Source organism: Agromyces molybdatiresistens (assembly GCF_052748445.2).
Genome location: NZ_CM188258.1, coordinates 2,940,334 through 2,965,351, shown reverse-complemented (window position 1 = coordinate 2,965,351; position 25,018 = coordinate 2,940,334). Strand labels below are relative to the sequence as shown.

Genomic DNA, 25,018 nt, shown 5'->3' with positions numbered 1-25,018 from the left:
CGTTCTCTCACACAACTCAAGATCCTCGAACTCGCAGGTGTCATATAGCGGACACCCTGCCGAAAGGAATCACCAGTGCTGATCGCACAGCGTCCGACGCTCACCGAAGAGAACATCTCGGAGTTCCGTTCGCGTTTCGTGATCGAGCCCCTCGAGCCGGGCTTCGGTTACACCCTGGGGAACTCGCTCCGTCGCACCCTCCTCTCCTCGATCCCCGGCGCCGCCGTGACGAGCATCCGCATCGACGGCGTGCTCCACGAGTTCTCGACCGTGCCGGGCGTGAAGGAGGATGTCACCGAGATCATCCTCAACATCAAGAACCTGGTCGTCTCCAGCGAGCACGACGAGCCGATCACCGCGTACCTGCGCAAGCAGGGCTCGGGTGAGGTCACCGCCGCCGACATCTCCGCTCCCGCGGGCGTCGAGGTGCACAACCCCGAGCTGGTCATCGCGACCCTCAACGAGTCGGCGAAGTTCGAGCTCGAGCTCACGATCGAGCGCGGCCGCGGCTACGTGTCGGCCAGCCAGAACCGCAACGAGTACTCCGAGGCCGGCCAGATCCCGGTCGACTCGATCTACTCGCCGGTGCTCAAGGTCACCTACCGCGTCGAGGCGACGCGTGCGGGCGAGCGCACCGACTTCGACCGCCTCGTGGTCGACGTCGAGACGAAGTCCGCCATCTCCCCGCGCGACGCGATCGCGTCGGCCGGCCGCACGCTGACCGAGCTGTTCGGCCTCGCGCGCGAGCTCAACAGCGCCGCCGAGGGCATCGAGATCGGCCCCGCGCCGGTCGACGCCGTGCTCTCGAGCGAGCTCTCGATCCCGATCGAGGACCTCGACCTGTCGGTCCGCTCCTACAACTGCCTCAAGCGCGAGGGCATCAACACGGTGTCCGAGCTCGTGGCACTGTCGGAGTCGCAGCTGATGAACATCCGCAACTTCGGCCAGAAGTCGGTGGACGAGGTCAAGGACAAGCTCACCGAGATGGGCCTCTCGCTCAAGGACTCGGTCCCCGGCTTCGACGGCGCCCACTTCTACACGGGCTTCGACGACGAGAACTAGCAGGCCACGGGCCGCACCAACCCCACACCACTGGAGATAACGAACCATGCCGAAGCCCACGAAGGGCCCCCGCCTCGGAGGCGGACCCGCGCACGAGCGCCTGCTGCTCGCGAACCTCGCCGCCGCGCTGTTCACGCACAAGCGGATCACCACGACCGAGACCAAGGCCAAGCGCCTCCGTCCGTTCGCCGAGCGCCTGGTGACCTTCGCCAAGCGCGGCGACCTGCACGCGCGCCGCCGCGTGCTCGCCGTGATCGGCGACAAGTCGGTCGTCCACGAGCTGTTCGCGGTCATCGCGCCCCAGGTCGCCGACCGTGACGGCGGCTACACCCGCATCACGAAGATCGGCAACCGCAAGGGCGACAACGCCCCCATGGCCGTGATCGAGCTCGTGCTCGAGCCGGTCGAGCCGAAGCAGCGCGCCGCCAAGCCGGCCGCCGCGCCGGTCGCCGACGAGGCGCCCGCCGAGGAGGCCCCGGCCGAGACGCCCGAGGCCGAGGTGACCGAGGCCGAGGCCGCGGTCGACGAGGCCGCCGGCGCCGAGGCGTCGGAGGAGTCGTCCGAGGCTCCCGCCGAGGAGACCGAGGCCGCCGAGGCGAAGTAGCCCCGCGCATCCCGCACCCGGAGCCCCCGCAGCGACCAGCTGCGGGGGCTCCGTGCGTCCGCGTCACGCGGCGGCGGGCACCGTAGGCTTGGCTGCGTGGGAGGACAGGGATGACGCTCAGGATCCGGCTCGACCTCGCCTACCAGGGCACGGGGTTCGCCGGCTGGAGCCGGCAGCCGTCGCTGCGCACGGTCCAGGGGGTGCTCGAGGACGCCCTCGCCACGCTGTTCCGTCGCGAGGGTGCTGTGCCGCGCCTGGTGGTCGCCGGGCGCACCGACGCCGGCGTGCACGCGACGGGCCAGGTCGCGCACCTCGACGTCGAGCCCGACGCGTTCGCCGCCGTGACTCGACCGAAGCGGGGCGACGCGGCGGGCGGACCGGCCGACGACCCGTTCGGAGTGTTGCTGCGCCGGATCACCGGCATCCTCGGCTCCACCGACGACGACGTCGTGGTGCGCTCGGCGCGCCCTGCGCCCGACGGATTCGACGCCCGGTTCTCCGCGGTCTGGCGCCGGTACGCCTACCGGGTGGCCGATCTCGCGGCCGACCGCGACCCCCTGCAGCGGCATCGGACCGTCTGGGTCCCGCGCCGGCTCGACGCGGAGGCGATGGATGTCGCCGCGCAGACGCTGCTGGGGCTCGGCGATTTCGCGGCGTTCTGCAAGCCGCGAGAGGAGGCCACGACCATCCGCACGCTGCAGTCGTACCGGTGGCGACGCGACGCCGACGGCGTCCTCGTCGCGTCGCTCCAGGCGGATGCGTTCTGCCACTCGATGGTTCGTGCGCTGGTCGGCGCGTGCCTCGCCGTGGGCGAGGGGCGGCTGGATGTCTCGGGACCCGCGGCGCTCATGCAGGCGGGCGAGCGGACCAGCGCGTTCAAGGTGCTCCCGGCCAGGGGGCTGACGCTCACGGAGGTGGGCTATCCGCCGGACGAGGAGCTCGCGGCCCGGGCCGAGCAGACGCGGGCACGTCGTGAATTGCACGCGAGCGGTCTCGTCGGCTAAGATCTCCCTTTGGTGCCGTCGACTGCGTCGGTACCCGATGTTGAGCCCTCCACCGGAGCGTTCCACCCGCATCGCGGGCGAACCCCATCGGAGCGGGATTCACGAACCCCTCACTCGATCAGAAAGCAGCACTACTGTGACGCGCACCTACACCCCGAAGGCGAACGAGATCCAGCGCGACTGGGTCGTCATCGACGCCACCGACATCGTGCTCGGCCGCCTCGCGAGCCACGCCGCCTCGATCCTCCGCGGCAAGCACAAGGCGATCTTCGCGAACCACGTCGACACCGGCGACTTCGTCATCATCGTCAACGCCGGCAAGGTCGCCCTGACCGGCCAGAAGCTCGAGCAGAAGAAGGCCTACCGCCACTCCGGCTACCCGGGCGGCCTCAAGGCCGTCGGCTACGCCGAGCTCCTCGAGAAGAACCCCGTCCGCGCCGTCGAGAAGGCGATCCGCGGCATGCTGCCGAAGAACTCGCTCGGCCGCGCCCAGATCAAGAAGCTGAAGGTCTACGCCGGCCCGGAGCACCCCCACGCGGCCCAGCAGCCGAAGCCGTACACCCTCACCCAGGTCGCCCAGTAAGCCCGGCGCAGAGCGAAAAAGGACTCAGACACCACCATGGCGAAGATCGCAGACCAGATCGACCAGGCTCCTGAGAGCTACACCACCGAGTCGGCTCCGGCCGCCGCTCCCGCGGCGCGCCCCGTGCTGAACGTCTCGGGCGCGGCCGTCGGCCGCCGCAAGCAGGCCATCGCGCGCGTGCGCGTCGTGCCGGGTGCGGGCACCATCACGGTCAACGGCCGTGAGTTCGCGGACTACTTCCCGAACAAGCTCCACCAGCAGCTCATCACCGACCCGTTCACCGTGCTCGAGCTCTCCGGCTCGTACGACGTGACCGCGCGCATCACCGGCGGCGGCCCCTCGGGCCAGGCCGGCGCGCTCCGCCTCGCGATCGCGCGTGCGCTGAACGAGATCGACCGCGAGAACAACCGTCCGACCCTCAAGAAGGCCGGCTTCCTCACGCGCGACGCCCGCGTCATCGAGCGCAAGAAGGCCGGTCTCAAGAAGGCGCGCAAGGCGCCCCAGTTCTCGAAGCGCTAGTCTTCGGAATCCTGGATGCCCCGGCTCTTCGGAACCGACGGGGTCCGGGGCCTGGCCAACCGTGAACTCACGGCTGACCTGGCCCTGGGCCTCGCCCAGGCGGCTGCCGCCGTCCTCACGCAGGGTCGGCACGCCGACGAACTGCGCGCCGCGGGCCGCCGTCCCGTGGCGGTCGTGGCTCGCGATCCGCGCGTCTCCGGCGAGTTCCTCACCGCCGCCGTGTCGGCCGGCCTCGCCAGCTCGGGCGTCGACGTGCTCGACGCCGGCGTCATCCCCACGCCTGCGACGGCATTCCTCATCGACAGCATCGGCGCCGACTTCGGCGTGATGATCTCCGCGTCGCACAATCCGGCTCCCGACAACGGGATCAAGTTCTTCTCGTTCGGCGGCACGAAGCTCCCCGACGAGGTCGAGGACCGCATCGAGTCCCACCTCGGCAGGCAGAAGCTCGCCCCGACCGGCGACGGCGTCGGCCGGATCCGCCGCTTCGCCGACGCCGAGGACCGGTACGTCGTCCACCTGCTCGGCACGCTGCCCAACCGGCTCGAGGGGCTGAAGGTCGTCCTCGACTGCGCCCACGGCGCGGCGGCCGGCGTCTCGCCGGAGACCTTCCGGGACGCCGGGGCCGAGGTGATCGTGATCGGCGCCGATCCCGACGGCATGAACATCAACGACGGCGTCGGCTCGACCCATCTCGAACCGCTCCAGCGAGCGGTGCTCGAGCACGGCGCCGACCTGGGCATCGCGCACGACGGCGACGCCGACCGCTGCCTGGCCGTCGACGCCGAGGGCCGGGTGGTCGACGGCGACCGCATCATGGCGATCCTCGCGGTGTCGATGCACGAGCGCGGCATGCTCACCGACGACACGCTCGTCGTGACCGTGATGTCGAACCTGGGCCTGAGGCGCGCGATGGCCGAGCGCGGCATCCGCGTCGTCGAGACCCGGGTCGGCGACCGCTACGTGCTCGAGGCGCTCGCAGAGGGCGGGTTCGCGCTCGGCGGCGAGCAGTCGGGTCACGTGATCATGACGGAGTTCGCCACCACCGGCGACGGCGTGCTGACCGGGCTTCACCTCGCGGCCGAGGTGGCGCGCACGGGCAGGACGCTGGCCGAGCTCGCCTCCGTCATGACGGTCTACCCGCAGGTGCTCGTCAACGTCCGGGACGTCGACCACCACGGCCTGGACGACGACGCCGGCATCGCCGATGCGGTCCGCGAGGTCGAGGCCGAGCTCGGCGACACGGGCCGGGTGCTGCTGCGCCCCTCCGGCACCGAGCCGATGGTCCGCGTCATGGTCGAGGCGTCCGAACAGGATGCCGCCGACGCGCACGCGGCGCGGCTGGCCGAGGTCGTCCGCACACGCCTGGCGCGCTGAGGCGCGCCGACCGTGCACCGGTCGCTCAGAGCTTCCGGAGCAGCACCCTGGACACGGTGTGGTCGGCGTCCTTGCGGAGCACGAGCGAGGCGCGCGACCGGGTCGGCCGGATGTTCTGGAGCAGGTTCGGCTCGTTGATCGACTGCCAGATCGAGCGCGCCCGTGCGCGCGCCTCGTCCTCCGTGAGGCTCGCGTACCGATGGAAGTACGAGCGCGGATTCGAGAAGGCGCCGCGCTGGAGCTTGAGGAAGCGCTCCTCGTACCAGCGCGCGATGTCGCGCGTTCGGGCGTCGACGTAGATCGTGAAGTCGAAGAGGTCGCTGACGGCCAGGCGGTGCCCGGGGCCCGGGGGCTGGAGCACGTTGAGGCCCTCGATGATGAGCACGTCGGGGCGCCGCACGGTGATCTGCGCGTCGGGCACGATGTCGTACGCGAGGTGCGAGTAGAACGGCGAGCGCACCTCGGGCGCACCGGCCTTCACGTCGCTCACGAACCGCAGCAGCGCACGTCGGTCGTACGATTCGGGGAACCCCTTGCGGGCCATGAGCCCGCGGCGCTCGAGCTCGGCGTTCGGGAACAGGAAGCCGTCGGTGGTGACGAGCTCGACGCGCGGCGTGTGCTCCCAGCGCGCCAGCAGTTCGCGGAGCAGTCGGGCGATCGTGGACTTGCCGACTGCGACGGAACCGGCCACACCGATCACGAACGGCGTCGATTCGAAGCGTTCGCGGAGGAAGGTGCTCGTGACCTCGTGCAGCGCCTTCGTGCCTCCGACGTAGAGGTTGAGGAGCCGGCTCAGCGGCAGGTAGACCTCGGCCACCTCGGTGGGATCGAGGGGCTCGCCGAGGCCGCGCAGCTGCACGATCTCCGTCTCGCGGAGGGGCGACGGCATCGACGGCGCGAGGGCCGCCCAGGAGGCGCGGTCGAGTTCGACGAACGGGGAGATCTGCGGCGTGTGCGTCGACGGGCTCTGCGGATCGGGCACCGGCACAGTCTAGTGCGGTGCGGGAGGCGGGGACGGGCCATCCGTCGTGGCGCAGGGCGCTCGATCGGGCCCGGCCGACGCCCAGTCGCGCGTGGCTACAATCGAGCCCATGTGTGGAATCGTCGGATACGTCGGAGAGCGCAACAGCCTCGACGTCCTCATGGGCGGCCTGCGACGCCTCGAGTATCGCGGCTACGACTCGGCCGGAGTTGCCGTCGTCGGTGACGCGGGTGAACTGGAGTTCGCCAAGCGCGCCGGCAAGCTGCAGGTGCTCGCCGACGAACTCGAGCGGCACCCGGTGCACCGGGGCGGCACCGGCATCGGGCACACCCGGTGGGCGACCCACGGCGGCCCCACCGACCGGAACGCGCACCCGCACCTCGGCGACGACGGCCGCCTCGCCCTGATCCACAACGGCATCATCGAGAACTTCTCCGAGCTGAAGGAGGAGCTCGTCGCCCGCGGCGCCGCCTTCGCCTCCGAGACCGACACCGAGGTCGCGGCCGTCCTCCTCGGCGAGCTCTACCGCGAGACCGGCGACCTCCGCGAGGCGTTCCGCAGGACCGTCGCGCAGCTCGAGGGCGCGTTCACGCTCCTCGCCGTCCACGAGGACGAGCCCGGACTCGTCGTGGGCGCGCGACGCAACTCGCCCCTGGTGATCGGCCTCGGCGACGGCGAGAACTTCCTGGGGTCGGATGTCGCGGCCTTCGTCGAGTTCACCAAGCGCGCCGTCGCGATCGGACAGGACCAGATCGTGGCGATCACCGCCGACGGCGTGACCGTGACCGACTTCGACGGCGCGGTCGTCGAGGTCGAGCCCTTCGACGTCGCCTGGGACGCCTCGGCCGCCGAGAAGGGCGGCTGGTCCTCGTTCATGCGCAAGGAGGTCTCCGAGCAGCCCGATGCCGTCGCGAACACCATCCTCGGCCGTGTCGTCGACGGCGTCGTCACGATCCCCGAGCTCGAGGGGTTCGGGGATGACGAGCTCCGCGACATCCGCCGCATCACGGTCATCGCGTGCGGCACGGCGGCCTACGCCGGCATGGTGGCGAAGTACGCGATCGAGCAGTGGGCGCGCGTCCCCGTCGAGGTGGAGCTCAGCCACGAGTTCCGCTATCGCGACCCGGTGATCGACGAGCACACGCTCGTCGTGTCGATCAGCCAGTCGGGCGAGACCATGGACACGCTGATGGCGGTCAAGTACGCGCGCGAGCAGGGGGCCCGGACCATCTCGGTCTGCAACACCCAGGGCGCGACGATCCCGCGCGAGTCCGACGCGGTCGTGTACACGCACGCCGGGCCCGAGGTCGCGGTCGCATCGACGAAGGCGTTCGTCGCGCAGATCACGGCGCTCTACCTCTTCGGACTGCACCTCGCGCGCGTCCGCGGCACGCTCACCGAGTCGGAGCTGGCCGTCCAGATCGGCGAGCTCCAGGCGATCCCCGCGAAGATCGAGACGGTGCTCGAGCAGGCCGACCGGGTGGGCGAGCTCGCCCACTGGATGAGCGACACGCGCTCGGTGCTCTTCCTCGGGCGGAACGTCGGGTACCCGATCGCGCTCGAGGGTGCGCTGAAGCTCAAGGAGCTCGCGTACATCCACGCCGAGGGCTTCGCCGCGGGCGAGCTGAAGCACGGTCCGATCGCGCTCATCGAGCCGGGCCAGCCGGTCTTCGTGGTGGTTCCGAGTCCGCGCGGCTCGGCGAACCTGCACCCGAAGGTCGTCTCGAACATCCAGGAGATCCGGGCGCGCGGTGCGCGCGTCATCGCGATCGCCGAGGCCGGGGATGCCGCGGTGCTGCCGTTCGCCGACGAGGTGATCCGCATCCCGCTCGCGGCGCCGCTGTTCGAGCCGCTCCTCGCGGTCGTGCCGCTGCAGATCTTCGCGATGGAGCTCTCGCAGGCGAAGGGGCTCGATGTCGACCAGCCGCGGAACCTGGCGAAGTCGGTCACGGTCGAGTGATGCGGGTCGGGCGCCGGCCGGTCCGGCGCCCGGACGCCCGGCGAGTGCGGCAGACTCGAACCGTGAGGTCGGAGATGGACGAGTGATCGCGGGCATCGGCATCGACGTCGTCGACATCGCGCGCTTCGCGCGGTCGCTCGAGCGCACCCCGGCGCTGCGCGACCGCCTGTTCGCTGAGAGCGAACGCGACCGCCCCGCCCGCTCGCTCGCCGCGCGGTTCGCAGCGAAGGAGGCGCTGATCAAGGCCCTGGGGGGCCACGCCGTCATCCGGTGGCACGACATGCGCATCGTTCAGGACGAGGACGGCAACCCCGACTTCGCGCTGTCCGGTGCGCTCTCCGCTCACGTCGTGTCCCTCGGCATCGACCGGGTCCACCTCTCGATGAGCCATGACGCCGGCATCGCGAGTGCGTTCGTCGTGCTCGAACGCGGGGTCGGTCGCGTCGCGACCTCACGCGAGGCGCTCGCCGCCCCCGATCTCGCCGAGGAGGCCGAGTGAACCCCCGACACGTCATCTCGCCGTTCCGCGAGGCGCTCATCGACCTCGACGCCGTCCGCGAGAACGTCGCCGCGATCGCCCGAACCGTCGCGCCGGCCGGGGTCATGGCCGTGGTGAAGGCCGACGCCTACGGTCACGGTGCCGCCCAGGTCGCACGCGCCGCGCTCGCCGGGGGCGCCGCCCGGCTCGGCGTCGCCGACCTCGACGAGGCCCTCGCATTGCGCGACGCCGGCATCGACGCGCCGGTCCTCGCCTGGCTGCACGACCCCGCCGCGCGCTTCGAGACGGCCATCGTCCACGACGTCGACCTGGGCGTCTCGTCGCTCGCCCAGCTCGAGGCCATGGCGGATGCCGCGGTCTCCGCTGGTCGCGTGGCGAACGTGCACCTCAAGCTCGACACCGGTCTCAGCCGGAACGGCATCCCGCGGGTCGACTGGGACGAAGCCGTCGCCCGCGCCGCGGCGATCGAGGCCGCGGGTCGCGTGCACGTGCGCGGCCTCTTCAGCCACCTCGCCAACACCTCGCCGGAGGAGGACGCCGCGCAGCTCGCCGCGTTCCTCGACGGCGCCGCCGCGGCCGAGCGCGCCGGACTCTCGCCGGAGCTCCGCCACCTCGCCTCCACGGCCGCCGCGCTGCGGGTGCCCGAGGCCCGCCTCGACATGGTGCGGATCGGCATCGGGATCTACGGCGTGCCGCCGTTCGGCGACGGCACGACGGCGGCCGACCTGGGCCTGAGGCCGGTCATGACCCTGCGCGGCCGCGTCGCCGCCGTGCGGCGCGTGGAGCCCGGCACGGGCGCCTCGTACGGGCACACGTGGCGGGCGTCGCGTCCGACCACGCTCGCGCTCGTCCCGCTCGGCTACGCCGACGGGATTCCGCGGCAGGCGTCCGGGCGGGCGGAGGTCGCGATCGGCGGTGCCCGGCATCGGATCGCCGGACGCGTGGCGATGGACCAGTTCCTCGTCGACGTGGGCGAGACCGAGGTCGCCGTCGGCGACGAGGTCGTGCTCTTCGGCGACCCGGCCGCGGGCGCGCCGTCGGCCGACGACTGGGGCGACGCCGCGGACACCATCGGCTACGAGATCGTCACCCGCATCGGGCAGCGCGTCCCCAGGACGCACATCGGGGGCGCCTGATGCGCCGCGCCGTCCCGGACACCGAGGCGATGGAGGCGCTGGGTCGCGAGCTCGGCCGGGTACTCCGCGCCGGGGACCTCGTCATCCTGACCGGCCCACTCGGCGCCGGGAAGACGACCCTCACGCGCGGCGTCGGAGCGGGCCTCGGGGTCCGCGGACCCGTGCAGAGCCCGACGTTCGTGCTCGCACGCACGCACCCGAGCCTCGTCGGCGGCGCGCCGCTCGTGCACGTCGACGCCTACCGGCTCGGCGGCGCGGCGGAGCTCGAGGATCTCGACCTCGACTTCGCGCGCTCCGTGGTGGTCGTGGAATGGGGCGCCGGGCTGCTCGACGACGTCGCCGACTCGTGGCTCGAGGTCGTCATCGCCCGACGACGCGGGCACGAGGGCGCGGGCGTGCTCGACGAGGAGGACCGCGGCGTCGCCGCCCCGGAGCTGGACGCGGACGAGCCGAGGACGGTCGAGCTGCGCGGGCACGGGCCGCGCTGGGCGGGAACCCCGTACGCCGTCCAGCCGCAGCTCGAGGACTGATCGCGGGCCCGCCGCTCCGGGCTCCCGGCGGCCGCGCAGCGACGCGCATCTAGGCTTGATGCCATGCTCCTCGCGATCGACACGTCCACCGGGACGAGCGTCGCCGTGGTCGACCTCGACGGCGGGATCCTCGCCGAGACCGGCACGAACGACACCATGCGACATGCCGAACTCATCGGCGACGGGATCCGCGACGTGCTCGCCCGCGCCGGCGTCCGGCCGGTCGAGCTCTCGGGCGTCGCCGCCGGCATGGGGCCCGGGCCGTTCACGGGCCTCCGCGTCGGCATCGCCGCGGCACGCGCGTTCGCGCTCGGCGTCGGCCGTCCGGTGGTGCCGGTCGTGAGCCACGACGCCGTCGCGCACGGGTGGTATGCCGCGGGCGGTGCGGGCCCGCTCCAGGTGGTGACCGACGCGCGCCGTCGCGAGTCGGCCGTCACCGACTACGACGGCCTCGACGCCGACGGGCTGCCGGTCCGGCTCGCCGCGCCGCGCCTCGAGCCGCGCGACGCGGTGCCGGCGCCCCGCGGCATCCGCCTCGACGCCGACACCGTCTCGGCCGGTTCCCTCGGGCTCGTCGCCGAGCTCGCCCACGCCGCAGGGCGGCTGCCCGTCGCGAGCGACGAGGCGCTCTACCTGCGCGCTCCCGACGTCACCCCCTCGACCGGCAAGCGGGTGCTGCGATGAGCCTCATGCTGCGCCGCGCCGGGCTCGACGACCTCGACGCGATCATGCGCCTCGAGCGGGCCACCTTCGCGAGCGACGCGTGGCCCGAGTCCGCCATGCGGAGCGAGCTCGTCGCGCCGCACACGCACTACCTCGTCGCCGTCGACGACGCCCGGCCCGACGAGCCCGTCGCGTACGCCGGGCTGCTCGCGCCCCGCGGCTCGGGCCAGGGCGACATCCAGACGATCGCCGTCGACGCCGCGCATCGGAGGGCGGGCCTCGGCCGCGCGCTCATGCACGCGCTGATCGACGAGGCCCGCCGACGCGACGTCGCCGAGCTGTTCCTCGAGGTCCGCGCCGACAACCCGTCGGCGCGGAACCTGTACGACTCGCTCGGCTTCGTCGAGATCGGCGTCCGGCGCGGCTACTACCAGCCCGACGGCGTCGACGCGATCGCGATGCGGCTCGACGTGCCGCCCGCCGTCGCGCGCCCGGCGGCGGAGATCGTCGCGCCGGCCTCCGCCGGCCCCCGCCGCAGCACCTCGGGAGGACCGCAGTGAACCGCGACGCGCCGCTCGTGCTCGGCATCGAGACCTCCTGCGACGAGACCGGCATCGGAATCGTGCGCGGCACCGAGCTGCTCGCCAACGCGATCGCCTCCTCGATGGACGAGCACGCCCGCTACGGCGGCGTCGTGCCCGAGGTCGCCGCGCGGGCGCACCTCGAGGCGCTCGGTCCCACCATCCGTGCCGCGCTCGCCGAGGCATCCGTACGTCTCGACGACCTCGATGCCGTCGCCGTGACCAACGGGCCCGGCCTCGCCGGCGCGCTCATGGTCGGCGTCGGTGCGGCCAAGGCGCTCGCGCTCTCCCTCGAGAAGCCCGTCTACGCGGTCAACCACCTCGTCGGCCACGTCGGCGCCGATCTGATCGGCGACCGGCCGCTCGAGACGCCGAGCGTCGCTCTGCTCGTGTCGGGCGGGCACACGTCGCTGCTGCTCGTGCGCGACCTCGACTCCGACGTCGTTCTGCTCGGCGAGACCATCGACGACGCCGCGGGGGAGGCCTTCGACAAGGTCGCCCGGCTCCTCGGTCTGCCGTACCCCGGCGGACCCGAGATCGACCGCGCCGCGGTCGGCGGCGACCCCGATGCCATCCGGTTCCCGCGTGGGCTCACGCGCCCAAAGGACCTCGAGCGGCACCGGTACGACTTCTCGTTCTCGGGGTTGAAGACCGCGGTCGCCCGCTGGGTGGAGCAGCGCGAGGCCGCGGGCGAGCCGGTGCCGCTGGCGGATGTCGCGGCGAGCTTCCGCGAGGCCGTCGTCGACGTGCTCGTGTCGAAGGCGATCGCCGCCTGCACCGACCTCGGCGTGCCGCGGCTGCTGCTCGGCGGCGGCGTGGTCGCGAACCGACGGCTGCGCGAGGTGGCCGAGGCGAGGGCGGATGCCGCTGGCGTCGCGCTGCGGATCCCGCCGCTGTCGCTCTGCACCGACAACGGTGCGATGATCGCCGCGCTGGGCGCGCGCCTCATCATGGCCGGCCACGAGCCGTCCTCGCTCGGGTTCGGAGCCGACTCGACGCTGCCGGTGACCGACATCCGGAGCTGAGACCGCTCGTCCGCTGATGCGAAGCGGTCCCCACCGCGGCACGTGGCCGGTGCGCGCTATGGTGAGCGAAGACCCCGCGATCGCCGGGTAGACGACCCGCGCCGCGAACGTTGACAGCGCCCTGCGGCGCTGCCAGCATTGCCGGGTCCGCGCATGCACGAGAGGAAACCGCACCATGACCGACCCCAACACGCCCGACCCGAACGCCTCGAACGTCCCGCCGCCTCCTCCCGCTCCGCCGGCGCAGCCCGCGTACGGCTCGACCCCGTCGTACGGCACCAGCCCGTCGTACGGGGCGCCCGCGACGCAGCAGAAGACCAACGTGCTGGCGATCGTCTCGCTCGTCTCGTCGTTCTTCATCTCGCTCGTCGCCATCATCACCGGCCACATCGCGCTGAGCCAGATCAAGAAGACGGGCGAGCAGGGCCGCGGCCTCGCGATCGCCGGCCTCATCATCGGCTACATCGGGCTCGTGGTCGGGATCATCCTCGCGATCGTCTGGTTCGCGATCCTCGGTGCCGCGATCAGCAGCGGCAACGTCACCTCGTACTGATCCACCCGCTGCACGGAAGGGGCTCGGCATGAGCGATCCCACCAACCCGGACCGACCGACGGAGCCGGCACCGCCGACGCCGACGGAGCCGACCGTCCCGGTGGAGCCTGCCGAGCCCACCGTGCCTGCGGAACCCGTCGAGCCGACGGTTCCGACCCCGCCGACCGAGCCGACCGTTCCGCTCGAGCCCGAACCGGAGCCCGTGCCGCCCGCCGCGCCCGAGCCGCCCGGCACGCCCGAGCCGCCCGGCACGCCCGAGGTCCCGGGCGCGCCCGTGCCGCCGAGCGCGCCGGAACCCCCGGCGCCGCCCGCTCCGCCCAGCGCGCCGCCGCCCGCGGCTCCGGGGCCGCCGGCCATGCCGTACGGGGCCCCCGCCGCGGCGGCGACCCCGCCCGTGCCTCCGGCGCCGCCCGCGTCGGGACCGTACGATCCGCCGACGTCGAGCCCGGGGGGCATCGGGGCACCGATGTCGCCGACGGGCGCGTACGCCGGATACGGCTACGCTGCGTCCTCCACCACCGCGCCCGCGCCGTCCAGGCCGACCCCGGTGCTCAGCCTGATCTCGCTCATCGCGGGCATCATCGGCATCGTCGGCTCGCCCGTCGCCATCATCCCGTTCGTCGGCGGTGTGCTGCAGCTCATCGTGCCCGCCGCCGCCGTCGTCCTCGGTTTCCTCGGGCGCAGCAGGGAACCGGCCGCGAAGGGCATGTGGCTGACCGGCCTCATCCTCGGCTTCGTCGGCATCGGCATCGCACTGCTCTCGTTCATCCTCTGGGGCCTGCTGTTCTCGATCGGGAACGGGTTCGGGTACGGGTACGGCTACTGAGGTGAGGGCGTGACGGACGAGCGGATGCCGCGACCGGCCGAGCCCGGGCGGAATCCGCCCGGCGTTCCGGGTCCGGGCGGCGCGGCGCAGGGCGCACCTCCGAACGCCGCTCCCGCGCCCGACGCTCCCGCGCCCGACGTTTCCGCGCCCGACGTTTCCGCGCCCGACGCTCCCGCGCCCGACGCTTCCGCGCCCGACGCTCCCGCGCCCGACGCGCCCATGCCACGCGGACCGGAGCGTCCGGGATCGGCCGACGCGCCGACCGCGGCGCCCGAGCGCGAGTTCGACGTCCCATACGACACGGGGGCGCTGCACGGCCTCCCGACCGGCCAGCTCCTCGCCGTCGGCCGACCGATGCCCGAGGCGTTCGAGACCGGGTACGAGGAGGAGGAGGAGCAACGGCGCGTCTACAGCCAGGTCGCCGCGGTCATCGGCAGCCTCGGTGCGGCCGCATCGCTCTTCGTGGGCTGGATGCTGCCGCTGTCACTCGCGGCGATCGTCTTCGGCGTGCTCGGGCTCCGACGTGAGGAGCACGGCAGGACCCTCGCGTTCGTCGGCATCGGCACCGGCGTGGCGGGTCTCGTCTTCTCGGGCGTGTGGATCGGCTACTACGCGATCGTCTTCGGCGCGATCTCGACCGCCTGAGGTTCCGGGGGCGCCTACAGGCGCTCGACGAGGATCGCCACGTGGCGGCCCTCCTCTCGCGTGAGCACCACGGTCGCGGCGGCATCTCCCTTGAGCTTGAGTCGCGTCCGGAGGGCGGCCGGATCGACGTCGACCCCGCGCTTCTTGATCTCGAGCGTGCCGACGCCGCGCTCGTGCAGCGCGCGGCGGAGACTGCGTTCATCCGCGGGCAGGCGTTCGATCACTCGGAAGCCCCGTGCGAACGGCGTGTCGACCTCGCGGTCGCCGGTGAGGTACGCGATGCCCTCGCTCAGCATCCACGCGCCCATCGAACGCGCCAGGTCGCCGATGAGCCGGGCCCGGATCACGGCGCCGTCGGGCTCGTAGAGGTAGTCGCCGAGGGGGCCGACGGGGGCGTCCTCGCTGTCGGCGGGGGCGACGAGCTCGTCCGCGCCGTCGCCGCGGATGACCAGCGCGGCGCGTCCGACGCCCGCGCGCGCGAGCGCGCCGGTCCAGACGACGAGTTCCACGACGTCGCCGTCGACGGAGACCCACTGCGCCTCCGTCCCGTCGGGGATGACGTCGCGATCGGTGCCCGGGCCGAGCTTGACGCCCACCGGCATCCGTTCGGCGAGGCCGAACACGAAGTCGAGCGAGGGCGAGTAGTCCGCGGCATCCGAGAGTCTCGTCGTCGTGCCGCCGGCGATCGTCCGTCGCGCCGGGTCGAGCCAGGCGGCGTCGATGCCGCCGAGTGCGACGTCCTCGGCGCGGGCGTGGAGCACGTGCACCCTCGGGAAGGGGGTGAGGTTGAACGCCGCCACGGCCGCGGTCACCTCGTCGGCCTCGGCCGCCGTCACCTCCAGGTCGACCGCGGCGAGGGCGAGCGCGTCGCCGCCGATACCGCAGCCGAGGTCGGCGACGTGCCCGAGCCCCGCGCGGGCGTACCGGCCGGCGTGGAGCGCTGCGACCCGGAGTCGGGTCGCCTGCTCGAGCCCCGGCTCGGTGAACAGCATCCGGTCGGCGAACTCGCCGAACTTGGCACGTGCCTTCGAACGGAGCCGGGACTGGCTCAGCACCGCTGCGACGAGCCCGGGATCGTGGCCCTGCTTGCGGAGGTCGGCCACGGTCTTCACGACATCGGCCCTGGACGAGTACGGCGGCAGCGAGTCGAGCAGGGCGAGGCCCTCGGCAGAGAGCAGTCGCACCAGCTCGTCGCGTTCCACGCCGTCACGCTAGCACCGCGGCATCCGTTGGCACTCACGTTGCACGAGTGCCAGAACCACCATAGACTCGCTTTAGCACTCTCACTCAGAGGCTGCTAACCCAGTCTTCGTCAAGAAAGAGGTCAACCGTGTCGGTTTCCATCAAGCCGCTCGAGGATCGGATCGTCATCAAGCAGGTCGAGGCCGAGCAGACCACGGCTTCGGGCCTGGTCATCCCCGACACCGCCAAGGAGAAGCCCCAGGAGGGCGAGGTCGTGGCGGTCGGTCCGGGTCGCATCGACGACAACGGCAACCGTGTCCCGCTCGACGTGGCCGTCGGCGACAAGGTGATCTACTCCAAGTACGGCGGCACCGAGGTGAAGTTCGGCGGCGAGGACTACCTCGTGCTGTCGGCCCGCGACGTGCTCGCGGTCGTCGTCCGCTAGTCGACACCGACATCGACGCGGCCCGGATGCCATCGGCATCCGGGCCGCGTCGCGTCTCCGGGGCACCGCACCCCGCCGTGGGCGGCACGGCGCGGTTGCGACGTGGGCCGGATGTCGTCGGCTGGCGGCAGTCCCGGTGCCCCGTCGTGTCGGAGCCGACGCGTAGGCTGGCACGGTGTCATCCGCTCCGTCCACCGACGCGCCGGCGCGCGTCCGGCCCGACGGCGTGAGCCGCGCGGGCTTCGTGTACGCGGTCTCCGCGTACGCGCTCTGGGGCTTCCTGCCCATCTACTTCATCGCGCTCGCCCCGAGCGGGCCGATCGAGATCGTCGCGATGCGCATCCTGCTCTCGCTCGTCTTCTGCGCGATCCTCATCGCTGCGACGCGCACGTGGCGGGCGTTCCGATCGCTCCTCCGCGACCGTCGCGTCGTGCTGACGATGGGCGTCGCCGGCGCGCTCATCTTCGTCAACTGGCTCACCTACGTCTTCGCGACCCTCACCGGCCACGTCGTCGAGGCGGCGCTCGGCTACTTCATCAATCCGATCGTGACCGTGTTCCTCGGGGTCCTCGTCCTCCGCGAACGGTTGAGCGCCACGCAGTGGACGGCCGTCGGCATCTCCATCGTCGCCGTCGTCGTGCTCGCCGTGGGGTACGGCCAACTGCCGTGGATCGCCCTCGTGCTGGCCTTCAGCTTCGGCTTCTACGGCCTCATCAAGAAGCGCGTCGGCCACCGGGTGGACGCCGTGTCGGGCCTCACGCTGGAGACGGCCTGGCTCGCCCCGCTCGCCGCGGTCCTCCTCGTCGTGGTCGCGTCGACGACCGGGCTCACCGTCGGCTCGGTGAGCGGATGGCACACGCTGCTGCTGCTGGCCGCGGGCGCGGTCACCGCGGTGCCGCTCCTCCTGTTCGCGGCCGCTTCGAGACGCCTGCCGCTGACGTACATGGGATTCATCCAGTACTTCGCGCCGTTCATCCAGTTCGTCGTGGGCGTCGTGGTGCTCCGCGAGCCCATGCCGCCCGAGCGGTGGGTCGGCTTCGGGCTCGTCTGGCTCGCGCTCCTCGTGCTGACGTTCGACCTGGTGCGCGGCGCCCGCGCCGCGCGACGGGCGGCGAACCTCGAGCCCGTCTGAGCACCGAGGACCCCCCGAACGGGGCTGGAGCATCGGGCTCCGGAGGCACGCCGGATGCGCGATTCCGCACCGGAAACGGCCGATTGCTGCGGAGAAACGCGCGCGGATGTCGCTGAGATAACGATTCCGTGTGCGTTACCGGGTTGTGATCGGGGCAATCTTGTTTCCCCTCTGGGGGCGCAATACGGTCGATACATCGGCGTCGCCAGACGCTGTTTGTGTACCGATCCTTCAGTCCCAAGGAGCATCATGAGCGTATTCGCGAGGGCCACCGGCTCGCGCTCGTCTCGCGCGGCCTGGACGGGCATCGCCATTGCCGGCGTATCCGCCCTCCTCCTCACCGCGTGCAGCACGGGTGGCACCACCACCCCGGAAGAGTCCGAGGAGCCGGCCGACACCGGCGACGCCCTGGAAATCGAGGCCGGTGAGCGCGACCTCACCCTGAAGGTCGGCACGATCCTGCCCCAGTCGGGCACGCTCGCCTTCCTCGGCCCGCCCGAGGAGGCCGGTGTCGCACTCGCCGCGGAGGAGATCAACGAGGCCGACGCGGGCATCCAGGTCGAGGTCGTGTACCGCGACTCCGGTGACACCACGACCGACATCGCCACCGTCTCGGTCACCGACCTCCTGTCGCAGGACGTGTCGGCGATCATCGGCGCCGCGTCGTCGGGTGTGTCGTTCACCGTGATCGACCAGATCACCTCGGCCGGCGTCGTCCACTTCTCGCCGGCCAACACGTCGCCCGACTTCACGGAGTACGAGGACAACGGCCTCTACTTCCGCACCGCGCCCTCCGACCTGCTCCAGGGCGAGGTCCTCGGCAACCTGATCGCGGAGGACGGCGCCTCGACGCTCGGCCTGCTGGTCCTCAACGACCCGTACGGCACCGGGCTGGCCGCCGCCACCAGCGAGGCCTTCGAGGCCGCGGGTGGCGAGGTCGTCGCCGAGGAGCTCTTCAACACGGGTGACTCGAACTTCGACGCGCAGCTCTCGGCGATCAACGCCGCGAACCCCGACGCCGTCGCGGTCATCACGTTCGACGAGGCCAAGGTCGTCGTGCCGGCGCTCGTCGGCGCGGGCTACCCGGGCGACCAGCTGTACTTCGTCGACGGCAACCTGGCCGACTACAGCGCGGACTTCGCTCCCGGCCTCGTCGCCGGTGCGAAGGGCACGCTCCCCGGCCCGGAGCTCGAGGCGAGCTTCGAGGACCGCCTGCTCGGCATCGACCCCGACCTCGACAGCTTCAGCTACGGCCCGGAGTCGTACGACGCCCTCATGCTGATCGCGCTCGCGGCCTACGCCGCGAACAGCACGGCCGGCGAGGACATCGGCGCCTACCTGCAGCAGGTGTCCGGCGGCTCGGGTGACGGTGAGACCGTGACCTCGTTCGCCGACGCGGCCGCGCTCCTCGCCGAGGGCGAGCAGATCGACTTCGACGGTGCGTCGGGTCCGATCACGCTCGACGAGAACGGTGACCCGACCGAGGCCACCATCGGCATCTACGAGTACGCCGACGACAACACCTACACGCGCATCGGCTGATCGGCCGACACGCAGCGAAGGGCCCCGGCTTCGGCCGGGGCCCTTCCGCATGCCCGCAGCACACGCGGCGAACAGCGCGCGGAGATCCAGCGCTCGCTCTCGGGTTCGTACCCGAACCGGCGGAGCTCCTGGCTGCGCCGGCATGCGCGGCGAGCTTCGTCGCTCACTCCTCGCACCCGTCGCGGTCCGACGGCGCGGGACTCGGCGACGACGATCGGGGATTTCGGGCGTAGAGCTCCATCGCTGCGCCGGGGAACGAGATCAGGTACTCGGTCACGGGGTCGCCCTGCACACGACGTGCGGTGCCGCGAGGGGGGGTTCGGCCACGTCAGCCGGTGCGCATCCCCTGCCCGAGCAAACGAGCGCCGACACGACGAAGGGGGCGGATGCCGTGGCATCCGCCCCCTTCGGGCGCTGGAACGAGCGAGTCAGTCCTGGCCGAGCGTACCCAGGTAGAGGCCGATGACCTTCGGGTCGTTCAGGAGGTCGCGGCCGGGGCCCTCGTACGCGTCGCGGCCCTGGTCGAGGACGTAACCGCGGTCGCAGATCTGGAGGCACCGACGCGCGTTCTGCTCGACCATGATGGTCGTCACGCCCGCACGGTTGATCTCCTTGACGCGCAGGAACGCCTCGTCCTGACGGACGGGGGAGAGGCCGGCACTCGGCTCGTCGAGCAGGAGCACGTGCGGCCCCATCATCAGCGCGCGTGACATGGCCACCATCTGGCGTTCGCCGCCCGAGAGCGAACCGGCCCGCTGGGTGAGGCGCTTGCCGAGCTCGGGAAAGATGTCGACCACGAACTCCAGGCGGTGCTTGAGGTCCTTGGGCTTCTGGAAGAGGCCCATCTCGAGGTTCTCCTGGATCGTCAGCGACGGGAACACGTTGTTCGTCTGCGGGACGAACCCGACTCCCTTGGCGACGAGCTTGTTCGCCTTCTGGTTCGTGATCTCATCGCCCTGCAGGAAGATCCCGCCCTCGCGCACCTTCACGAGGCCGAAGATCGCCTTCAGCAGCGTCGACTTGCCGGCGCCGTTCGGGCCGATGATGCCGACGAGCTCGCCGTCGCGCGCCGTGAGCGAGCACCCGTTGAGGATGTTCACGCCAGGAAGGTAGCCCGCCGTGACGTCGCGGACCTCGACGACCATGGCTCGGTCGTCGACCGCGGCGCCGGCGCCGGTGGACTCGGGGCCCGGTGTGGGTTCACTGTTCGTCATCGATGAGCTCCTTTATGGCTTCGACGTGACCGGTGTCGGTCGAGCCGATGTCGGTGTCGTGGTGCGCGCCGAGGTAGGCGTCGACCACGGCAGGATCGCGCATGACCTCATGCGGATCTCCCTCCGCGACGATCTTGCCTTCGGCCATCACGATCACCCAGTCCGCGATGTGGCGGACCATGTGCATGTCATGCTCGACGAAGAGCACCGTCATGCCCTGCGACTTCAGGTCGAGGATGTGGTCGAGCAGCGACTGCGTGAGCGCGGGGTTCACACCGGCCATCGGCTCGTCGAGCATCACCAGCGTGGGGTCGCTCATCAGGGCGCGCGCCATCTCGAGGAGCTTCCGCTGCCCGCCGGAGAGGCTGGCCGCGTAATCCTCCTTCTTCGTGTCGAGCTTGAAGCGGGCGAGGATCTCCTCGGCCTTCGCCTCGATCTCATCCTCCTGCTTGCGCCACAGGAACGGCAGGACCGACCGGAACAGGTTCTCGCCGGTCTGCTGCTTCGCGCCGAGCTTCATGTTGTCGAGCACGGTGAGCAGGCCCAGCGCCTTGGTGAGCTGGAACGTCCGGATGAGACCCATCCGGGCGACCCGGTACGCCGGGACGTGCGCCAGCGAACGACCATCGAACTGCCACTTGCCCTCGTCCGGCTTGTCGAAGCCGGTGAGCAGGTTGAAGAACGTGGTCTTGCCGGCGCCGTTCGGCCCGATCAGCGCCGTGATGGCTCCGCGCGGGATCTCGACGTGCGCGACATCGACGGCCGTGAGGCCGCCGAACGTGCGCTTGACGCCGTCGGCGACGATGATCGGGTCGACCTTCTTGCAGCCGGGACCGGCGTCGCCGACGTGGAGGCCGGTCGTCTTGACCGGCGTCGTGGGAGTGACGTTATCGGACAAAGGCCAACTCCTTCTTGTTGCCGAAGATGCCCTGTGGCCTGAATACGACCAGGAGCATGATCGCGATGCCGACCAGGATGAATCGCAGCTGGCCGGCTTGGACCTGCGTCATGAACGGGAGCCAGCCCGCCTCGACCGCCCGGGCCATGAAGCCCGAGAAGAACGAGAGCAGCACCCAGAAGATCATCGAGCCCACGATGGGGCCGAGGACCGTCGCGGCGCCGCCGAGCAGCAGGATCGCGTAGATGAAGAAGGTGAGGGACGTCTGGTAGTTCGCCGGGACGACCGCGCGCGGCATGATGAAGATCATGCCGGCGAGGGTGCCGAAGACGCCGCCCAGGATCAGGCTCTGCATCTTGTACGAGTAGACGTTCTTGCCGAGGGCGCGCACGGCGTCCTCGTCCTCGCGGATGCCCTTGATGACGCGGCCCCAGGGGCTGCGCATCAAGAGCCACGTGAACACCGCGGCGAGGATGACGATGGTCCATCCGAGGATGCGGATCCACCAGTCGTAGGCGTTGTAGGTGAACGGGCCGAAGCCGTACGTGCCGGGCGGGATCGGATTGAGCGCGGCGAGGCCGCCCTTGTAGCCCTGGAGCCCGCTCGCCGAACCGGTCACGTCGTCGAACGTGTTCGTCGTGAAGATGAGCCGCAGGATCTCCGCGGCAGCGATCGTCACGATGGCGAGGTAGTCGGCCCGCAGGCGCAGGGTCGGGATGCCGAGGATCAGGGCGAACACGATGGACGCGCCGATGCCGACGAGCACGGACGCCCACACGGGGAATCCGAAGGAGAGCGTCGAGATGGCGTACCCGTAGGCGCCCAGCGCCATGAAGCCCGCCTGGCCGAAGTTCAGCAGGCCGGTGTACCCGAAGTGGATCGCCAGGCCGAGGGCGGCCAGGGCGTACGCCGCGGTCGTCGGGCTGATGAGCTCCTGCGCCGCGTTCGAGAAGATCTGAATCCAGTCGATCATGGTCGGCCCCTTATCCGATTCTCTCTCGGCGACCCAGGATTCCCTGCGGTCGGAACAGCAGCACGAGGATCAGCACGAGCAGCGCGCCCACGTACTTCATGTCGCTCGGCAGCCAGAGCGTGGAGATCTCGATGAAGAGACCCACGATCAGCGAGCCGACGAGGGCGCCGAACGCGGTGCCGAGACCACCGAGAGTGACCGCGGCGAACACGAGCAGCAGGATCTGGAAGCCCATGTCCCAGCTGACGCCGGGGCGGAAGTACGCCCAGAGGATGCCGGCGAGGCCCGCGAGGCCGCCGCCGATCACCCAGACGATGCGGATGACGCGGTCGACGTCGATCCCGCTCGCTGCGGCGAGCGGAGCGTTGTCCGAGACTGCGCGAGTCGCCTTGCCGATGCGGGTCCGCAGGAGGAAGAACGCCACTGCGAGGAGCACGACGATCGAGGTCGCCATGCTCGCCACGTCGATCCACGAGAGCAGGATCGGTCCGAGCTGGATCTCCCTCGGCAGGGTCGCACCCGGGAGCTGCCGTGTTCCGCCGCCGTAGAAGAACTGGTAGGTGTACCGCAGGGCGAGCGAGAGGCCGATGCTCACGATCATCAGCGGGATCAGCCCCACCCCGCGCTTGCGCAACGGTTTCCAGAGCCCGGCATCCAGGGTCCAGCCGAGGCCGGCCGACAGGGCGATCGCGATCAGGATGGCGAGCCACACCGGCACGTTCAACGTGACGCTCAGCGTCAGCATCATCAACGCGCCGAACGTGATCATCTCCGCGTGCGCGAAGTTGGAGAGCCCGGTCGTTCCGAAGATCAGCGAGAGGCCGATGGCGGCGAGCGCGAGCAGCAGGCCGAAGTTCAGGCCGTTCACGACGCGGATGAGCACCTGGGCGCCGTAGTCCGTCGTCACGCGCTGGCCCTCGCCGAGGAAGAAGTTCACGGCCTTCCGGTTCGTGAGGCCGAACTCGGCCTCGACCGTGGACTGGCCGTCCTCGACGATCACGCCCTCGGGCAGCGTGTCCTCGTCGAGCGTCAGCTCGTAGGCGCCCTCCTTCTCGGGGACGCCGATCGTCCACTGGCCGTTCTCATCGGTCTCGGTCTCCGCTTCGAATCCGTTGCCGGACACGGAGATGGACACCCCCTCGAGCGGCTCGTCGTTGTACTTCACGTTGCCGCTGAAGAAGTACTCGAACTCCTCGGCCTGGCCGTCCGTACCCCCTTCGTCCGCCATCGCAGGGGACGCTGCGATGCCGGACAGAGTGAGTGCGGACAGTAGGAGTCCGAGGAGGATGAGCCACCTCCCACGGGAACGTGGGCGGACTGATTGCGTGGATTCCACTGCACCTCCAAAGGTCCCGGTATGGGGGTCGACCGGGTTCGCCTTTCCTGCGACGACGTCGTCACAGTACGTGCCGATTATGTCCCAGGTGTTTCGCAGCCGGGCACAAACGGCCCTCGATTGTTATCCGGGGAATGGCGGCGACGCAAACTCGCTTAAACTCTTCTGTACCGCGACGATGCGCCCGTGCCCGCGAACCCGCGGTGCGCGGGCCGTCGAGCACGACTCGAGACGAAGGGGCGACATGGATCAGGCCGATCCGTTCGGATTCACTGGACTGACGTACGACGACGTCCTGCTGCTGCCGGGGCACACCGACGTGATCCCCAGCGAGGCCGACACCAGTTCGCGCCTGACGCGGCGCATCACGGTCGCGACCCCGCTGCTCTCTGCGGCGATGGACACGGTGACCGAGGCCCGCATGGCGATCGCCATGGCTCGACAGGGCGGCATCGGCATCCTGCATCGCAACCTCTCGATCGCCGAGCAGGCCGAGATGGTCGACCGGGTCAAGCGCAGCGAGTCGGGCATGGTCTCCAACCCGGTGACCACGACGCCGGATGCCACGGTGGCCGAGGTCGACCGGCTGTGCGCGACGTACCGCGTGTCGGGCCTTCCCGTGATCGACGCCGACGGCGTGCTCGTCGGCATCATCACGAACCGCGACATGCGGTTCGTCTCCGACTTCGAGAAGCCGACGACCAAGGTGGCCGACGTGATGACGAAGGCGCCGTTGATCACCGGGCGCGTCGGCATGGATCCCGACGAGGCCGTGGCGATCTTCGCCCAGCACAAGGTCGAGAAGCTGCCGCTCGTCGACGACTCGGGGCGCCTGACCGGCCTCATCACCGTCAAGGACTTCGACAAGTCCGAGCAGTACCCGAACGCGACGAAGGATGCCGAGGGGCGCCTGCGCGTCGGCGCGGCGATGGGCTTCTTCGGCGACGCCTGGGAGCGGGCCGAGGCGCTGCGCGACGCCGGGGTCGACGTGCTCGTCGTCGACACGGCGAACGGCGAGTCCGCAGGCGTGCTCGACATCATCCGACGGCTCAAGGGCGATCCCACGTTCGCGCACATCGACGTGATCGGCGGCAACGTCGCGACGTACGAGGGTGCGAAGGCGCTCGTCGACGCGGGCGCCGACGCCGTCAAGGTCGGTGTGGGCCCGGGCTCGATCTGCACCACGCGGGTGGTCGCGGGCGTCGGCGTGCCGCAGGTCACCGCGGTCTACGAGGCGTCCAAGGCGACCGGCCCGGCCGGCGTACCGCTCATCGCGGACGGCGGACTGCAGTACTCGGGCGACATCGCGAAGGCGCTCGTCGCGGGTGCCGACACCGTCATGCTCGGTTCGCTGCTCGCCGGCACCGCCGAGAGCCCGGGCGACCTGGTCTTCCAGAACGGCAAGCAGTACAAGACCTACCGCGGCATGGGGTCGCTCGGCGCGCTGCAGACGCGTGGTGAGAAGACCTCCTACTCGAAGGACCGCTACTTCCAGGCCGACGTCCCGAGCGACGAGAAGCTCATCCCCGAGGGCATCGAGGGCCAGGTGCCGTTCCGCGGCCCGGTCTCGGCGGTCGCGTACCAGCTCGTCGGCGGCCTCCGGCAGTCGATGTTCTACGTCGGAGCGCGGACGGTCGCGGAGCTCAAGTCGAAGGGCCGCTTCGTCCGGATCACCCCGGCCGGGCTCAAGGAGTCGCACCCGCACGACGTGCAGTTCGTCGTCGAGGCGCCGAACTACACGAGGTAG

At 71.1% G+C, this 25,018-nt stretch carries 25 protein-coding genes and 1 pseudogene; 20 read left to right on the top strand and 6 right to left on the bottom strand.

What is annotated here, in order from left to right:
* Nucleotides 1–75 precede the first annotated feature (75 nt).
* From ACULK2_RS13625 to glmM, 6 genes are all read left to right on the top strand, one after another.
* A complete protein-coding gene (locus ACULK2_RS13625; protein ID WP_445968404.1) occupies nt 76–1,062 on the top strand; it encodes a DNA-directed RNA polymerase subunit alpha in 987 nt (328 codons plus the stop codon).
* Between the two features lie 46 nt (nt 1,063–1,108).
* Nucleotides 1,109–1,666, top strand: a complete 558-nt coding sequence (gene rplQ / locus ACULK2_RS13620) for a 50S ribosomal protein L17 (protein ID WP_445968403.1) — start codon at nt 1,109–1,111, stop codon at nt 1,664–1,666.
* 110 nt (nt 1,667–1,776) lie between these two features.
* Nucleotides 1,777–2,670: a tRNA pseudouridine(38-40) synthase TruA gene (gene truA / locus ACULK2_RS13615; protein WP_445968402.1), complete on the top strand. Its 894-nt coding sequence runs from the start codon at nt 1,777–1,779 to the stop codon at nt 2,668–2,670.
* Between the two features lie 136 nt (nt 2,671–2,806).
* Nucleotides 2,807–3,253 (top strand): 50S ribosomal protein L13, encoded by a 447-nt coding sequence (rplM, locus tag ACULK2_RS13610; RefSeq protein WP_129234477.1) that lies wholly within the window; start codon nt 2,807–2,809, stop codon nt 3,251–3,253.
* A gap of 36 nt (nt 3,254–3,289) precedes the next feature.
* Complete coding sequence (gene rpsI, locus ACULK2_RS13605; protein WP_445968401.1) at nt 3,290–3,772, top strand: 30S ribosomal protein S9; 483 nt, start codon at nt 3,290–3,292, stop codon at nt 3,770–3,772.
* 15 nt (nt 3,773–3,787) lie between these two features.
* Nucleotides 3,788–5,149 carry a phosphoglucosamine mutase gene (glmM, locus tag ACULK2_RS13600; protein WP_445968400.1) on the top strand — a complete coding sequence of 454 codons (1,362 nt, stop codon included), beginning with the start codon at nt 3,788–3,790 and terminating at the stop codon, nt 5,147–5,149.
* A gap of 25 nt (nt 5,150–5,174) precedes the next feature.
* On the opposite strand, the gene coaA is transcribed toward glmM, so the two are convergent.
* On the bottom strand, nt 5,175–6,131 hold the full coding sequence (gene coaA / locus ACULK2_RS13595; protein ID WP_445968399.1) for a type I pantothenate kinase: 957 nt from the start codon (nt 6,129–6,131) through the stop codon (nt 5,175–5,177).
* 109 nt (nt 6,132–6,240) lie between these two features.
* Here coaA and glmS point away from each other — a divergent pair, with 109 nt between their 5' ends.
* From glmS to ACULK2_RS13545, 10 genes and pseudogenes are all read left to right on the top strand, one after another.
* Nucleotides 6,241–8,091, top strand: a complete 1,851-nt coding sequence (glmS, locus tag ACULK2_RS13590; protein WP_445968398.1) for a glutamine--fructose-6-phosphate transaminase (isomerizing) — start codon at nt 6,241–6,243, stop codon at nt 8,089–8,091.
* Between the two features lie 82 nt (nt 8,092–8,173).
* Nucleotides 8,174–8,518, top strand: a pseudogene (locus ACULK2_RS13585) (holo-ACP synthase); the annotation flags it as partial.
* Between the two features lie 68 nt (nt 8,519–8,586).
* Nucleotides 8,587–9,726 carry an alanine racemase gene (gene alr / locus ACULK2_RS13580; protein WP_445968397.1) on the top strand — a complete coding sequence of 380 codons (1,140 nt, stop codon included), beginning with the start codon at nt 8,587–8,589 and terminating at the stop codon, nt 9,724–9,726.
* Nucleotides 9,726–10,256, top strand: coding sequence for a tRNA (adenosine(37)-N6)-threonylcarbamoyltransferase complex ATPase subunit type 1 TsaE (gene tsaE, locus ACULK2_RS13575; RefSeq protein WP_445968396.1), 531 nt, complete (start codon nt 9,726–9,728; stop codon nt 10,254–10,256). The genes alr and tsaE overlap by 1 nt, the downstream gene beginning before the upstream one ends.
* 63 nt (nt 10,257–10,319) lie before the next feature.
* Nucleotides 10,320–10,940 (top strand): tRNA (adenosine(37)-N6)-threonylcarbamoyltransferase complex dimerization subunit type 1 TsaB, encoded by a 621-nt coding sequence (tsaB, locus tag ACULK2_RS13570; RefSeq protein WP_445968395.1) that lies wholly within the window; start codon nt 10,320–10,322, stop codon nt 10,938–10,940.
* Complete coding sequence (gene rimI, locus ACULK2_RS13565) at nt 10,937–11,479, top strand: ribosomal protein S18-alanine N-acetyltransferase (RefSeq protein WP_445968394.1); 543 nt, start codon at nt 10,937–10,939, stop codon at nt 11,477–11,479. Before tsaB ends, rimI begins: the two co-directional genes overlap by 4 nt.
* A complete protein-coding gene (gene tsaD / locus ACULK2_RS13560; RefSeq protein ID WP_445968393.1) occupies nt 11,476–12,525 on the top strand; it encodes a tRNA (adenosine(37)-N6)-threonylcarbamoyltransferase complex transferase subunit TsaD in 1,050 nt (349 codons plus the stop codon). Before rimI ends, tsaD begins: the two co-directional genes overlap by 4 nt.
* A gap of 175 nt (nt 12,526–12,700) precedes the next feature.
* Nucleotides 12,701–13,078, top strand: a complete 378-nt coding sequence (locus ACULK2_RS13555) for a DUF4190 domain-containing protein (RefSeq protein WP_445968392.1) — start codon at nt 12,701–12,703, stop codon at nt 13,076–13,078.
* A gap of 28 nt (nt 13,079–13,106) precedes the next feature.
* Entirely contained in the window at nt 13,107–13,904 is a 798-nt protein-coding gene (locus tag ACULK2_RS13550; RefSeq protein ID WP_445968391.1) for a hypothetical protein, read from the top strand.
* A 219-nt stretch (nt 13,905–14,123) separates the two neighbouring features.
* Nucleotides 14,124–14,549, top strand: coding sequence for a hypothetical protein (locus tag ACULK2_RS13545; RefSeq protein ID WP_445968390.1), 426 nt, complete (start codon nt 14,124–14,126; stop codon nt 14,547–14,549).
* 14 nt (nt 14,550–14,563) lie between these two features.
* On the opposite strand, the gene ACULK2_RS13540 is transcribed toward ACULK2_RS13545, so the two are convergent.
* On the bottom strand, nt 14,564–15,751 hold the full coding sequence (locus ACULK2_RS13540) for a class I SAM-dependent methyltransferase (protein ID WP_445968389.1): 1,188 nt from the start codon (nt 15,749–15,751) through the stop codon (nt 14,564–14,566).
* 128 nt (nt 15,752–15,879) lie between these two features.
* Here ACULK2_RS13540 and groES point away from each other — a divergent pair, with 128 nt between their 5' ends.
* The 3 genes from groES (at nt 15,880) to ACULK2_RS13525 (ending at nt 18,850) form a co-directional block, all read left to right on the top strand.
* Nucleotides 15,880–16,176, top strand: a complete 297-nt coding sequence (groES, locus tag ACULK2_RS13535) for a co-chaperone GroES (RefSeq protein ID WP_055894868.1) — start codon at nt 15,880–15,882, stop codon at nt 16,174–16,176.
* 175 nt (nt 16,177–16,351) lie between these two features.
* Nucleotides 16,352–17,308, top strand: a complete 957-nt coding sequence (rarD, locus tag ACULK2_RS13530) for an EamA family transporter RarD (RefSeq protein WP_445968388.1) — start codon at nt 16,352–16,354, stop codon at nt 17,306–17,308.
* Between the two features lie 249 nt (nt 17,309–17,557).
* Nucleotides 17,558–18,850, top strand: coding sequence for an ABC transporter substrate-binding protein (locus ACULK2_RS13525; protein WP_445968387.1), 1,293 nt, complete (start codon nt 17,558–17,560; stop codon nt 18,848–18,850).
* A gap of 428 nt (nt 18,851–19,278) precedes the next feature.
* Here the strand turns inward: ACULK2_RS13525 and ACULK2_RS13520 are convergent, their stop codons facing one another.
* The 4 genes from ACULK2_RS13520 to ACULK2_RS13505 are packed head-to-tail and all read right to left on the bottom strand — an operon-like array spanning nt 19,279 to nt 23,163.
* Nucleotides 19,279–19,995 (bottom strand): ABC transporter ATP-binding protein, encoded by a 717-nt coding sequence (locus ACULK2_RS13520; RefSeq protein ID WP_445968645.1) that lies wholly within the window; start codon nt 19,993–19,995, stop codon nt 19,279–19,281.
* 55 nt (nt 19,996–20,050) lie between these two features.
* Nucleotides 20,051–20,962 carry an ABC transporter ATP-binding protein gene (locus ACULK2_RS13515; protein WP_445968386.1) on the bottom strand — a complete coding sequence of 304 codons (912 nt, stop codon included), beginning with the start codon at nt 20,960–20,962 and terminating at the stop codon, nt 20,051–20,053.
* On the bottom strand, nt 20,952–21,932 hold the full coding sequence (locus ACULK2_RS13510; protein ID WP_445968644.1) for a branched-chain amino acid ABC transporter permease: 981 nt from the start codon (nt 21,930–21,932) through the stop codon (nt 20,952–20,954). Before ACULK2_RS13510 ends, ACULK2_RS13515 begins: the two co-directional genes overlap by 11 nt.
* Before the next feature lie 13 nt (nt 21,933–21,945).
* On the bottom strand, nt 21,946–23,163 hold the full coding sequence (locus tag ACULK2_RS13505; protein ID WP_445968385.1) for an ABC transporter permease subunit: 1,218 nt from the start codon (nt 23,161–23,163) through the stop codon (nt 21,946–21,948).
* A gap of 352 nt (nt 23,164–23,515) precedes the next feature.
* On the opposite strand from ACULK2_RS13505, the gene guaB reads away from it, so the two are divergent.
* On the top strand, nt 23,516–25,018 hold the full coding sequence (gene guaB / locus ACULK2_RS13500; protein WP_445968384.1) for an IMP dehydrogenase: 1,503 nt from the start codon (nt 23,516–23,518) through the stop codon (nt 25,016–25,018).